5 protein-coding genes are annotated in these 14,141 nt (G+C 64.5%); 3 read left to right on the top strand and 2 right to left on the bottom strand.

What is annotated here, in order from left to right; genetic code table 11:
* Nucleotides 1-3: 3 nt before the first annotated feature.
* Nucleotides 4-1,272 carry an MFS transporter gene (locus BM115_RS10650; RefSeq protein WP_092293477.1) on the bottom strand — a complete coding sequence of 423 codons (1,269 nt, stop codon included), beginning with the start codon at nt 1,270-1,272 and terminating at the stop codon, nt 4-6.
* 105 nt (nt 1,273-1,377) lie between these two features.
* Here BM115_RS10650 and BM115_RS10645 point away from each other — a divergent pair, with 105 nt between their 5' ends.
* On the top strand, nt 1,378-2,310 hold the full coding sequence (locus BM115_RS10645) for a LysR substrate-binding domain-containing protein (RefSeq protein ID WP_092293475.1): 933 nt from the start codon (nt 1,378-1,380) through the stop codon (nt 2,308-2,310).
* On the opposite strand, the gene BM115_RS10640 is transcribed toward BM115_RS10645, so the two are convergent.
* Nucleotides 2,298-2,660 (bottom strand): ElaB/YgaM/YqjD family protein, encoded by a 363-nt coding sequence (locus tag BM115_RS10640; protein ID WP_092293473.1) that lies wholly within the window; start codon nt 2,658-2,660, stop codon nt 2,298-2,300. The two genes, BM115_RS10645 and BM115_RS10640, sit on opposite strands and share 13 nt — an antisense overlap.
* Before the next feature lie 291 nt (nt 2,661-2,951).
* Here BM115_RS10640 and BM115_RS10635 point away from each other — a divergent pair, with 291 nt between their 5' ends.
* Both BM115_RS10635 and BM115_RS10630 read left to right on the top strand, forming a co-directional pair.
* Nucleotides 2,952-3,392 (top strand): PRC-barrel domain-containing protein, encoded by a 441-nt coding sequence (locus BM115_RS10635; RefSeq protein ID WP_092293471.1) that lies wholly within the window; start codon nt 2,952-2,954, stop codon nt 3,390-3,392.
* A 439-nt stretch (nt 3,393-3,831) separates the two neighbouring features.
* Nucleotides 3,832-13,974 (top strand): hemagglutinin repeat-containing protein, encoded by a 10,143-nt coding sequence (locus BM115_RS10630; protein ID WP_092293469.1) that lies wholly within the window; start codon nt 3,832-3,834, stop codon nt 13,972-13,974.
* Nucleotides 13,975-14,141 lie beyond the last annotated feature (167 nt).

Here is a 14,141-nt window from a genome sequence, read left to right as displayed (position 1 = left end):
GATTCACATTCTGGGCTTCGTTCCCGGAAACAGCGGCCACGCCATCAGCGCGATCACAGCAGTGCCGGCCCAGACCACCGGCCATGAGGTGGCCGCGAGCCAGTGCGGCAGGGTTAGTGGCGTGAGGAAGAATCCGAGGAACACGGCGGTATTCGCCATGCCGAGCGCCGTGCCCGCGCGCTCGGCCCCGGCCATGGCCGCCAGCTCCGCATAGGCCACGCCATGCCAGGCCGAGACGCAGATGCCGGCGAGGGCGATCATCGCCGGCAGCAGGGCCATCCACAGGCCGTGGGCGTTGCCGGCGCTGCCCTGGACGCAGGCCGCCAGCACCAGGAAGGCGGCCACCGACACCAGCGTGCAGCCGCGCAGATAGGCGCGACGGTTGCCACGGCGGTCGGTCCAACGGCCGCTCCACACGCGCATGGCCATCGCGCCGCCCTGCACGGCGACCATGGTGGCGGTGATGACGCCGAGCCCGGCGTGCGCAAAGTCGTGCAGGAATATCGACGCGAACGTCAGCACCGCGAACTGCGGCATGCAGAGCAGGCCGATGGCCGCGACGATGCGCCAGATGCCCGGTTGCCGCAGGGGATTCGCCGTGGGAACCCGGCACGCCGGTGACGCCACGCAGCCTGCCGCCGGCGGCTCATGCAGCCATCGCCACGTCAGCCACGCCGACACGCCGCACAGCAGCGCTACCCATCCATAGACCCAGGTGAAGCCGACCGTCGAGGCGAGCCACGGCAGCGTGAGGGCGCCAATGCCACCGCCCAGCGGCACCGCCGTCTGCCGGATGCTCATGGCCAGCCCGCGTTCGCCTTCGCGGAACCAGCGCATCACGGCTCGGCCGCTCGCGCCATTGACACTCCCGCTCAACAGCCCGACGACCGCCATCGCACTCATCAGCCAGCCCAGCGGCGGCGCATGACCACCGGCCGGAGCGAGCCACAGCGCCATGACCAGCAGGGCGATGGCGGTGGAGGCGAGGCCGCCGAGCAGCACGGGGCGGTCGCCCCAGCGGTCCGCCGCCACGCCCCAGGGCAGTTCGGACAGGGCGACGCCGAAACCGAGCGCCCCGAGGGCGAGGCCCAGCTCGGCGTTGTCGAAGTGATACCCCGTCCGCAGCCAGACGGCGGTGGTGGGAATGCCGCTGGCGCCGGCCATCACGCTGGCATTGGCGGCGACGCCCACGCCGAGGACTTTCCAGCGGTGGCCTGCACCGAAGTGATGATTTGTCGACGCGGGCGCCGAGGCAAGGGTCTGGGATGACATGGCTGGTTGCCGATCGATGATTTGACCGGACCGAGTCTCTCACCCACAATTCATCCTGAATATCAGAAAATACTTCAGCAATCGTTCGACAAAACAGGATGATCGATGTCACGCACGAATTTCGACGTCGCCGCCTTGCGTAGCCTGCTGGCGGGGATGGAGTTGGGCAGCTTTGCACGGGCGGCGGATCGCGTCGGGCGCTCCACGTCCGCCATTAGCGCGCAGATCAAGAAGCTGGAGGAGCAGGCCGGCACGGCGCTGTTCCGCAAATCCGGACGCGGACTGGCGCTGACGGCGGCCGGCGAGGCCATGCTCGGCTACGCCCGGCGGCTGGTGGACCTGAATGACGAAGCCGCGGCGGCGGTGCGCGGCGTGGATCTGGCGGGCGGCATCCGACTGGGCTTGCAGGAGGAATTTGGCGAAGGGCTGCTGCCCGACGTGCTCGGCAGGTTCACCCGCGCGCACCCGAAGGTGCGCATCGAGGCGGTGGTGGCGCGCAATGCCGAACTGCTGGCGCGGATCGATACCGGGCGGCTGGACCTCGCGCTGATCTGGTCCGATGGCGGTCTGGGATCGCCCGATCCGGGCATCCCCGGCTACGCGCTGGGCCAGCGCGCAGTCGAGCCCATCGACGAACCGCCCATGTGCTGGGTCGGCTCCGCGACGGCGCCGATGATCTGGGAACCGGGCGAGCCGCTACCGCTGATCGCCTTCGACCGCCCATGCCAGTTCCACGCCGCAGCCACGGCTGCGCTGGATCGCGCCGGCATTCCATGGCGCCTGGCGTTCTCGAGCCCTAGCCTCGGCGGGCTGTGGGCCGCCGCCGCCGCGGGCCTGGGGCTGACCGTGCGTTCCCGCTACGGCCTGCCTGCCAACGTGCGCGCGGTGCCAGCCGGGGAGGCCGGCCTGCCCGGGCTGCCGTCGCTACCGCTGGTCATGCTGCGGGCGGCGCCGATCATGCCGCCCGAGGTGGAGCGGCTGGCGGACATCCTGCTGGCGTCGTTGCGGGAAGCGCGGGCGGCTAGTCAGTCGTCGTAGCGGTGCCGGCTCGGCCGGCAAAGCACCGCGCCCAGCAGCACGCCAATCCCGAGCGCCATGCCGATGGCGCGCATCGGCTGCTTGTTCACGTACTCGGTCACGCACTCCTGGCCTTGCTGCCAGTTGTGACTGACCGTCGACTTGATCGAGTCCAGCGCCTGCGAGCCGCGCTCCGCCTTGGAGAGAAACGTCTTCTTGGCGGCGTCGACGGCCTCGCCGGTCAGATTCGGCAACTGCGAGAGCAGATCGTCGAGATCCTTGGCCAGCTGGTTGGTGTCGGCGCGCAGGTTGGCTCGCGCGGCGGATGCATCGGCGCTCGAGTTCTGTGGATTGAGGTTGTTCGGATCCATGCGTGTCTCCTGTCAGGCAGTGCGAAGGTGCGGGGGAAGGTGCGGGAAAGTTGATGCAACACATGCCTGCGCAGGTTCCGTACCAGCACACGCGCCGCCACCCCACTCGTGCGGCGCGCTCTCTAATATAGAAACGCCGTGGCAAGTTACCGGTGCTTGTAATTTGTCCGCGACGGCAAAGGGTGCGCGACACGCCGCCCCGGACCGCTGCACGCGCCCGGCAAGGCGGGCGCTCCCTCGGCACGCTCGTTGCGGATCACGGGTCCCACACCCCCACGCAAGGAGTTGCAGATGAACACCGCTGATCCCACCCTCACTTCCGGCCAGGGCGCCGGCATCGTCGGCTCCGGCGTGGGCGAAGGCCCCGGCCCCGAGGTGATGGCCGCATCGAGCCTCGACGACACCAAGGTCTATTCGTCCGACGGCGAGCACGTCGGCGAAATCTCGGAAATCATGATCGATGTCCCCCGCGGCCGCGTGGCCTACGCCGTGCTGAGCACCGGCGGCTTCCTCGGCATCGGCGACACCCTCCACGCCATTCCCTGGAGTGCCCTGGTCATGGACACCGACGCCAAATGCTTCCGCCTCGGCCTGACCGCGGACCGCATCAAGGACGCCCCAGGCTTCAACAAGGACAGCTGGCCCGGCATGGCCGATCCGCAGTGGGCGACTACGATCCATGAGTACTACGGGCGGGATCCGTATTGGACTGGAGTGGGTGGGGCGCTTTGAGCTGAGCGTTTGCTGGCTGGATAGGCGGCGGCCGTTGCAACGACGGCCGCCGTTTTTGTTTGCTCGTGGACTGTAACGGGACGGCGACCATGCGTTGTCAGGGCACGTCATTGAAATCTGATTTAAAAATGATTCATATCACTTATGACCCAGATTTGACGGAATCGTAAAAGCTGCCGGTTTTCCCGGAAACCGTTTGCTGGGGCGGACCCCACTTTCGGGCGGAACAGATTTGTGCCTTGGGATGGCGATGGAATCAGAAAAAAGTGGGGTATGCCGGACCCTGCGTAGTGCCGTACGCTCCGCCTCGCTTATAAAAAACTTACAACTGGTTACAAGTAGGCTCGCGGTAGTAGTACGGCGTTTCGCGCATCTTCTGTGCGAGTAGGACCCGAATTGCTGACGGCGGCCACGCGTGCGCCAGCAGCCGGGGTCCAGAATGAATCGTCTTTGTTACCGTCTCGTTTTCAACAAGACACGCGCCATGCTGATGGCCGTGCAGGAAACCGCAAGCAGTACCGGGTCCGGGCGGCGGGCTGGCCGGAAGGCTGTGGGGGGTGAGACGCGGCGGGTCTGGACGGGAAGCCTCTGCGTTGGCGTGCCCGTGCTGCAACTGGCAGCGTGGATGGCGATGGGGGTGCCGATGGTGGCCGGCGCGCAGATCGTCGCCGACCCCAATGCGGGCGCAAGCCGCCCCGGGGTTGTCCAGACGGCGAACGGCCTGCCGCAGGTCAATATCACGCGGCCATCGGGGGCAGGCGTCTCCGTCAATCACTACAACCAGTTCGACGTCAACAAGGCCGGTGCCATCCTCAACAACTCGCCGGGCATCGTGGCGACGCAGCAGGCGGGCTACATCAACGGCAATCCCAACCTGCAGCCCGGCGGGTCAGCAAGGATCATCGTCAATCAGGTCACCAGCACGCTGCCCAGCCAGTTGCGTGGCTACCTCGAAGTGGCCGGCCCGCGTGCGGAAGTCATCGTGGCCAATCCCAACGGGATCCTGGTTGATGGCGCGGGATTCATCAACACGAGCCGCGCGACGCTGACGACCGGGATTCCGGTCTATGGCGGCAGTGGCAGCCTTGATGCCTTCCGCGTGACCGGCGGGCAGATCCTCGTCGAAGGCGGTGGCCTGCATGCCACGGGCGTGGATCAGGTGGACCTGATTGCGCGAGCCGTCAAGGCGAATGCCGCCCTGTATGCCAATAACTTGAACGTCGTGGCGGGTGCCGCCCAGGTGGATCGCGCGACGCTCTCCGCCTCGGCCATTGCGGGCAGTGGTCCGGCGCCATCCGTGGGCATCGACGTCAGCGAACTCGGCGGCATGTATGCCAACAAGATCCTGCTGGCGTCCACCGAGGCGGGCGTGGGGGTTTCCACGCGCGGCGTGGTGGCGGCGCAGGCTGGCGACCTTACGCTGACGGCGCAGGGGCGGCTGCAACTTGCGGGGCAGACCAATACGACCGGCGCGATGACCGTCAGCGCACGGGACGGGGTCGATAACAGCGGTACCACCTATGCCGGCCAACGGCTGGCACTCGGCACGCAGGGCGCGCTGACCAACAGTGGCACGCTCGCGGCGGGCGGCGGCCTCTCGGCGAACGCAGCGTCGATTGCATCGAGCGGCACGCTGGCGTCCGGCGTGGGCGCCGACGGCACCGTTTCGCAGGCCGGGACGCTGGCGCTGAATGCCAGCGGCGCGGTGCAGGCGAGCGGCAAGGTGCTCGCCGGGGCGGACGCTACGGTGCAAGGTGGTTCGGTGAATCTGGCCGGCAGCGAGACATCGGCCATTGGCGCCGTGCAGATCAAGGCCAGTCAAGGCGAGATTGATCTGCACGGCGCCACGCTTTCGGCGGGCGGTGCGCTCGGCGCTCATGCAAGCGGCGCCCTTGATGCGTCAGGTGCCACACTACGCGCCGGCGGAAGCGCGAATGTGACGGCCGCAAGCGTCTCGAACCGGAACGCGCAATTGATCGCGGACGGTGCCATCGACATCCGTTCGGCAGGCGCGGTCGACAACGCCGGCGGTGTGATGCAGGCGGGCGGTGGACTCTCAATGGACACGGCGTCGCTCGGGAATCAGGCAGGGCGTGTGGTCTCGCTCAATGGCGATGACTTGACGATCGCCGCACGAGGCACCATCGAAAACACTACTGGCACCACCGCGAGCGGAGCGCAGGGTGGGGTCATCGGTGGCAACGGCAGCGTGCGGATCGATGCGGACGTGCTCGTCAATCACGGTCAGATCAATGCCGGGAGCGGCGCAAAGCTGCACGTGGACAGGCTTGACAATGATGCCGGCGCGGTCATCGCGGGCGGTGCCGCGGACATCTCCGCGTCCGGCGCGGTATCGAATCGCAACGGCATGATTTCCAGTGCCTCGGTGGATCTCAATGGCGGCACGATCGACAATCGCGGCGGCCGGATCGAGGCAGACGGCCTTGCACTCCGCACAACCGGCGACCTGAACAATGCGGGTGGAACGATTGCGCAATATGGGCCTTCCGATACGACGATTGTCGCTGGCGGTACGCTCGACAACACTGGCGGCTCCGTCGCCATCAATGGAAGCGGTGGGACCCTCGATGTTGGCACGCTGACCAACAAAGGCGGGAAGATCGCCCACGCGGGTGCTGGCCGAATGACCGTACTTGGCGAAAGGGGCGCTGCCGACAACACCGACGGCAGCATTCAATCGAACGGCACCATTGATGCTCGCCTCCTCGCTTTGGACAACACCAGGGGCGTCATCTCCGCGCAGGGCGATGTGAGCCTCGTCGCGGGGAACGGCATCACGAACCATCAGGGCGCCGTCTACGCTGACAAGTCGCTGAGCGTCGGAACCCTTCGCCAAATTGACAACGCGGCGGGCTCGCTGCAGGCCGGCGGCGATCTGACGCTGAGTGCGACAGGGGTCCTGTCCAACAATGGTGGAACGATTTCCGCCAACGGCGCGGATTCCACCGTAAGCGTCACGGCTGCCGGGGTCGATAACACCGGTGGCCGGCTCACCAATGCGGGGGCCGGCGCAACCTCAGTCAGCACCGCAGGTTCGTTGAACAACACGGGGGGCACGCTGGGAGGGAACGGAAACACGACGCTCGCCGCCCGCGATCTTATCAACACCGGCGGCGGCAATGTCGCCGGTGGGGGCTCGCTCACGTTATCCGTCAGCAACAGCGTGGACAACCGTGGCGGCAGAATCTACGGCGGGCAGGCACTGACGATGCAGCAGGCCGGCGCCTACATGGATAACAGCGATGGCACGCTGCTGGGTGGAAAGAGCATCGCACTAAACGTGAGTGCGATGAACAACCTTGGGGGCAGCGTACGTGCCAACCAGGATATCGGCGTCGGCGGTGCATTGGCCGGCAGTGGCGAGATGACCGCCGGAGGTAACCTGAGCCTCGACGTCAACGGGGACTACGTCAATGACGCCGCCAACCGGCTGGCAGCAAATGGCGACCTCCGTGTGACGGCCACGGGCGCTGTCACCAACACCGGGCGCCTGGCTGCGCGGGAGGATCTGACGGTTCAAGGCAGCAACGTGGTCAACGCCGCCGGCGCCACCATGACGGGCGCCACGACTAACGTCAGCGCCAGCGGTACGATCAGCAACGCTGGCCGGATCGACGGTGACGCTGTAATGACCAATAGCGCAGCGCTTGGTAACACGGGCACGATCATCGGCAACGCCATCCAGGTGCAAGCCAGCGATGTTTCCAACGCCGGGGCGGCCGCGATCATCGCTGGCGCATCGGATGTGAAGATCTACGCCAGCAATGCCGTCTCGAACACCGACGGCGCCACGATCTACAGCATGGGCAACCTCCAGATCGCTCGCGATGGCACGCGGGACGGCGGCGGCATGCCGGCGAACCAGATGAACGCGCTGGTCAATAGTTCGGCAACCATCGAGGCCGATGGGGATATCGACATCGCAGCGCGTTCGGTGGTGAACAAGCGCACGAGCATCGTGACGGAGGGTGGAACGCCGGTGGAGACGGCGCGGCAGACGTTGACGGCTTGGATGGCCGGATTCGAGGGCGATGGCAGAGGGGGCTACAACAGCCTTGTGTTTCCGCAGTGGCGCTGGAATTCGAACGAGGCGCCCATCAGCGCAGACATGATGAATGCGCTGAGGAACCCGATTACCGTCGAGGTCCCCAAGTCAGACGTTGTCTACGTCGACACCAGTAACAAGACGCTATCGTTCTCCAAGGCGCCGATAGACCAATATGAGGGGCAGTGGTTGTGCCCGGAGAACGGTGATTTCTGCGGAAACCTGCTTGTAGACAGGAACATCGCGTCAAATCCCGTGCAGTACTATCAGGCGATCGAAGACACGGGCGCCGGCTATAAGATCACGTTCTGGCCGAACTGGAACCCTGCTACGCAGATCCGGCCGGACCAGCAGATCGTCCGCTACGACCTCGGGCCGGACGTACACGACTACAGCGAAATCGCGCGTACCACTGTCACGATGACGGCTACTGACCGACTGATCAGTGCCACGGACGCCGGAAAAATCCAGGCACGCGGTGCCATTCGCATCAATGCGGACGGTGGCGCCATCCTCAACCAGTCATCGACAATGGCGGCGGGCGGCAACCTTTCGCGCCGTGCCGCGGGCGGCACCATTGACGATGTCGGTACGGTCCTGCAGCAGACGGTTACCACAACGAGTACCTCGACCTTCTACTGGCACCAGAAGAGCGGCGGAAACTCGGATCAGCAGACTGTGGTCTATGCCCCCGAGCCGCAGGCCCCGACCACGGTGGCAGCGCTCCCGAGCGTTGTAACGTCCAATCAGACCGTACAGACGAGCGCCCGGGATGTCTCCGTGGGTGCGGTGAACGCTGTCGGCGTGGATGTGAGCAGCAGCGGCGTGGCCGGCGGTGGCGGTAGCGGCGCGCACATCGATGGTGCGGCCGGCAAGACTTCGCGTCCGCAGACCTTGGGTACCGCCAGTGGCGGCATTCCGAACCTGCACCTGCCGACCAACGGGCTCTATATCTATCGCAGCGCGCCGGGCGATACCTACCTGGTCGCCACCGATTCGCGCTTCACCCAGTACAACAACTTCATCTCGAGCGACTACATGCTCGGCGCGCTCGGACTGGATCCTCAGCGTACCCAGAAACGCCTTGGCGACGGTTTCTATGAAGAAAAGCTGATCCGCGACCAGGTAACGGCGCTGACCGGAAAAACCTTCCTGACGGGTTACACCGACCAGATGGAGGAATACAAGGCGCTGATGAACAACGGCGTGACCTACGGCAAGGCCTTTGGCCTGGCGCCGGGGGTGGGTTTGACCGAGGAGCAGATGCGGCAGCTCACCACGGACATGGTGTGGATGGTGTCGCAGGACGTGACCCTGCCGGACGGAACGACGCAGTCAGTGCTCGTGCCCAAGGTCTATCTCGCGCAGGGCCCCGGCGTGGACCTCAACGCCACTGGTGCGCTGGTGGCGGGGAATGCCGTGGCGATCAACGCCACGGGGAACGTCAACAACAGCGGCAATATCGTCGGCGATGTGGCCACGCAGGTGCTGGGCACCGATATCGTGAACCGGGGCGCCATCGGCGGCACCACCGGCACGACGCTGGTCCAGGCCGCGCAGGATGTGCGCAACCTGGGCGGCCGGATTGGTGGGCAGGATGTGGTCGTCGCAGCTGGGCGTGATGTCATCAACGAGACGCAGACGATCTCTGCAGTGCAATCGGTCGACAGATCCAGTGCCAGCGCCACGGCCGTGGGTGGGCAGGCGGTCATCGAAGGCAAGGGCAATGTCGCAGTGCTTGCCGGCCGCGATGTGACGCTGGCCGGATCGACGCTGGCTGCAGGCGGCGATGCACTAATTGGTGCGGGCCGCGACATCAACATGGGCACGGTGGCCCTTGGCACAACGCAGGACACGCGCAACGGCCAAAGCTACAGCCACGATGCCGCGACCACCTACCAGGGGAGCGATGTCACGGCCGGCAAGGGTTTGACGGCTGTCGCCGGGCGAGACGTAGTCCTGGCCAATGCCGCCGTCAGCGCAGGCACGGATGCCACGCTGGTGGCGGGCCAGAACCTGGTCGTACTCAACACGACGGACTCGCAGGTCCATGCCGAAGCATCGCTGGGCGGCAAGAGTGCTTCCTACACCAAGTCGTCCTATGACGAGACGGTGCGCGGCAGCGAGATCGAAGCGGGCGGCAACGCCAAGCTGGCGGCTGGACAGACGGCGCTGGTCGGTACGGTACTTGCCGCCAACGGCATCGAGGCGACGCAGACGTCAGGCGCAGGCAGCGTGGCGGTCATCGGCTCAAGCGTGACGGCCGGCACGGGTGCGTCCGGTGGCGGCGTAACCATGGTCGCCACGGAAGACGTGATCGTGGCCGAGGGCCGTGAGGTGCATGCATCCAGTGCGGAGCAACGTTCGCGCAGTAGCGGGTTCCTGTCGCGCTCGTCGAGCCACGATGCAATCGCCAGCTACGCGGACGTGGGCGTGGGTAGCGCCATCAGCGGCAACACGGTCCAGGCAGTCGCTGGCAACGACCTGCTCATCCGCCAGAGCACTGTCACGGCAACGGATGCCGTTGACCTGACGGCAGCCAGAGGAAACGTCGTGATCACGGCCGGCGAAAACGTTCGCGAAGTGACCGAGACGCACGAGCGCTCTTCGTCCGGCGTTAAGTTCTCGGCGGGGCAGGGTGGAATCGGCGTGTCGGCTGGCAGCAGCAACGCTAAATCGTCGTCGCATACCGTGGCCGTGACCCAGAGCGACGCACGCTCCGCAGTGGGTGCCACCAACGGCAGCGTCACCATCACAGCGGGGAAGGACGCTGTCATCATCGGTAGCGACCTGATCGCAGGTCGGAGCGGCGACAACGAGAGCGCCGGCCACATCGACATCCAGGCCGAGAACATCGCCATCACTACCGGCATCGACCGGGTCGTGCAGGACAGCAGCCAGAGTAGCAAGTCCAGCAGCTTCGGCGTCGCCGTCGTCGGCACGCCGCTGGATTCTGTACGCAACATCCAGGCCAACAGCCAAGCCGACAGCAAGGTCACGGCCACAAAGCAGGTGGCGGGCGAAATCGGCCATTCGGCGGGAACGGCGCCGCAGATCGCGGTGACTTACGGGCGGAACTCCAGCAGCGCCGAGTTTCATTCCGAAAGCCTGACCAACAGCGGCAGCACGCTGACCGGCGCGGGTGACATCATCCTGCGCGCCACCGGCAGCGGGGCGAAGAACGATGCCGGCAAAGCGCTCGATGGTGACATCCTGCTGCATGGCGGCATGGTCAGCGCGGGCGGCAAGGCGGTGCTGGACGCGCAACGCAACGTGAACATCGAGGCATCGACGGATACGTACAGCGAGTCGTCTTCGTCGCAGAGCAGCGGCTGGAAGATCAGCACGGCCGGCGCTACGCTGGGCGACATCGGCCGTAGCATCAACGGCGGTGCCAACAGCAGCGGCGTGACCGTTGTGCCGTATGGCAGCCAGAAGGCCAATTCCAGCAGCGAACTGTCCGCCAGCCAGCAGAACGCCAGCACGATCACCGGCGATTCCGTCACGATTACCAGCCGCACCGGCGACGTGCGGATCGCAGGCAGCGGCGTGGCCGCAGAGCATGACATTGCCATCTCGGCCAAGCAGGGTCGGGTGGACATCCTCTCGGGGCAGGAAACCAAGTCGCAGCGTAGCGACAGCAGCAGCAAGGCCATCGGCGACCTGGGTGGCAACGGCTATGCAGGGACCTTCGGCGTACGGTCTGAATCGCACCATCTTGATGCAAACAGCACGAGCGAGAACACTGTGCGCAGCCAGGTGGTCAGCGACAGTGGCAATGTGAGCATCACCGCCAAGGACGACCTCACCGCGCGCGGCGCCGATATCTCCGCAGGGCAGGACGTGACCCTGATCGGCAAGAACGTCGTGCTCGATCCGGGCGAGGATTCCAGCACGATGAACCAGAAGGACAAGTCGAGCCAATATGGCGTGACGCTAGCCTTCTCGGGCTATTCCGTGCAGGCGGCACAGGCGGCAGAGAACGCAGCACGGGCAATGGAGAGCGGTGACGGCAAGTCGGCTGCGCTGTATGCGGTGCAGGCGGGCATTGCGGCGGCCAATTCGGTGGGCGCGGTCAATGCGTTGCAAGGCCAGGGCAAGCCCCCCGTCAGTAACTCGGCAACGGGCAATCCGGGCAATAGCAACGGCGGCGGGTCGATCATCAAGGCCACGGTCAGCATCGGTGGCGGCAGCCAGCAGGCAGAAGTCCACAACGCCCAAAGCAGCAGCCAGGGCACTACGGTCAACGCAGGCGGCTCGGTCAACATTATTGCGGCAGGCTCGGGTGCAAAAGACGCTGAAGGCTACTTCACCGATGGCGATATCAACGCGCGCGGTGCGGAGATCAGCGGCAAGAACGTCGCGCTGACTGCCGCGCGGGACATCAACCTGGAGAGCGCACAGGATGCCGCGAGCCAGAACAGCAAGAGCAGCGGCAGCAACGCCAGTATTGGCGTGGGCCTGTCCCTGGGCGGCACCCAGAACGGCTTCACGATTGAGCTGGCGGCGGCACAGAACAAGGCCAAGGCTGACGGCACCGCAGTCACGAACCAGAACACGCATGTCACGGCTGGCGACACGCTGACCATCGCCAGCGGCCGTGACACGAACCTGAAAGGCGCCACGGCTACCGGCGACACCATCAAGGCTGATATCGGACGTGACCTGAACATTGAAAGCCGTCAGGACACGGACGATTACCACAGCCGCGAATCGTCATCGGGTATGCAAGCCAGCATCTGTGTGCCGCCGATCTGTTACGGCACCACGGTGAGCGCCAGCGGCAGTGTGAGCAGCGGCAAGACGGATAGCACCTATGCATCCGTGGTGGAGCAAACCGGGCTCTATGCCGGCAAGGGCGGGTTCGATATCAACGTGGAGGGGAACACCGACCTGAAGGGCGCGGTGATCGCCAGCACGGCGGACAAGGACAAGAACACCTTGACTACCGGCACGTTGACGACGAGCGATATCGAGAATAAGGCCGAGTACAAGAGCGATACGTCGACGATTGCGGGGAGCTTTACGGCTGGCAGCAGCGTTCCAGCGAGCAATCCGATGGACGGCCCGGTCCAGCAGGCGCATACCAACTGGGGCAACACCGACGTGATGGGCGCCGCAGCCGCGACGGCAATCGCGACGCTGGCCGGCAATAGCAGTGCGCCGATCAAGGGCAACGCCGCTGGAACAACGCGGAGCGCGATTGCGGAGGGTACGGTAACGATCACGGACGCCGAAGGCCAGAAGGCGCGTACCGGCAAGACGGCGGAAGAAACCATTGCCAGCCTGAACCGCGATACGGAAAACGCCAACAAGAGTGTCGGCAAGATCTTCGACGCGGAGAAGATCAAGGAACAGCAGGCCTACGACCAACTGAAGCAGCAGACGCTTCAACAGGCTGCGCCCTATCTGTATGACGTGGTGGGCGATCAACTGAAGGGGGCGCCGGAGCCGGTAAAGGTGGCTGTCCACGGGCTGATCGGTGGGCTGGTGAGCAAGGCGCTGGGCGGCGAGTTTGGATCTGGAGCGGCAGGGGTTGCGGCGGCTACGGCGGCGATTATGTTGTTGGATGAGAACATGGGTAGCCTCGGCGTGGAACCTGGAACCCGCGACAAGATGTTGCAGGTTGTTGGTATGGCGATTGCCAAGATTGTTGGTGGCAATGCAACTGCGGCGACGGCAGGGATGGCGGATGCTTACAACCGGCAGTTGCATCCAGAGGAACGTGATCTGGCGAAGCGCATGGCGGCGAACAGCAACGGTAAGTACACCGTGGATGAGATCGAAGCCCAAATGCGCCTGTCCAACCGAGTAGACATGAGCGGCAAAGTGGTTGAGACAGGTGGGCCGGACCAGATTAATGCTGCTACAACGAAGCCTACAGATGATGGTGCTAAATGGATCAGCGTCGCTGGAACCACTCAAATCCGTGAAATACCGGCACAGGCAAACGCGGAGATCATTGCTTATATTGAGGCACAGCAAAAGCTCGCGTTAGGGGATGTACCCTACGAGACCCGTCAAGATTACTCGAGCGTTCCGAAGATCAGTTATACGACTCCCCTCCCGACCGCGCGATGCGGGTCTGGTCAAGCAGACTGCGTAGCCGGCTTAGCAATGCCATACGGCTCGGAAGAGCTCGCGCGTAGAAGACAGTTCGTTGCGGACGCCGCTAGCAACTTTGGTACTCAAGCGGGGCGCGTTGGTGCAATTTCGGGTGCCGTTGCGGGTGTGAGTAGCGCGAATCCCTTAATAGCCCTACCAGCCGGAGCTTTCTCCTATGCGATGACAGGGGCAAGTCTAATCGCCGGGGGGATCGAGCAAGTAGCAAGGCCCGACGTGGGGCAGTACACGGCCGAGTCTACGCTTGCAACGATGGGATTCTATTTCGGTGAGCGGTACCCCGTGGCAGGTCCAGTCATTAACGAAATGGGCGAAGCTGTGAAGTCGACTGATAGCATGGGTGCTATAAAGACATGGATAAATGATAAATGGAATGGAGTTTTTCAAAAATGAAGATATGTGTCGTAAAAAATGGGAATGTTAGCCCAATGTTCCGAACAATATTTATTGTGGGGGGGGTCGCTATTGGGTGGTCCGGCCTTTATTTTGAATGGCTCATGCCGATTCTAAGAGTCATCATGTTTATGGCTGGGTTCTTTTTAATGATAGTTGGAGGTGTT

The organism is Cupriavidus sp. OV096 (genome assembly GCF_900115455.1).
Lineage (GTDB): Bacteria > Pseudomonadota > Gammaproteobacteria > Burkholderiales > Burkholderiaceae > Cupriavidus.
The sequence above is the reverse complement of the archived record's forward strand: the minus strand, read 5'-3'. Positions and strand labels throughout refer to the sequence as shown.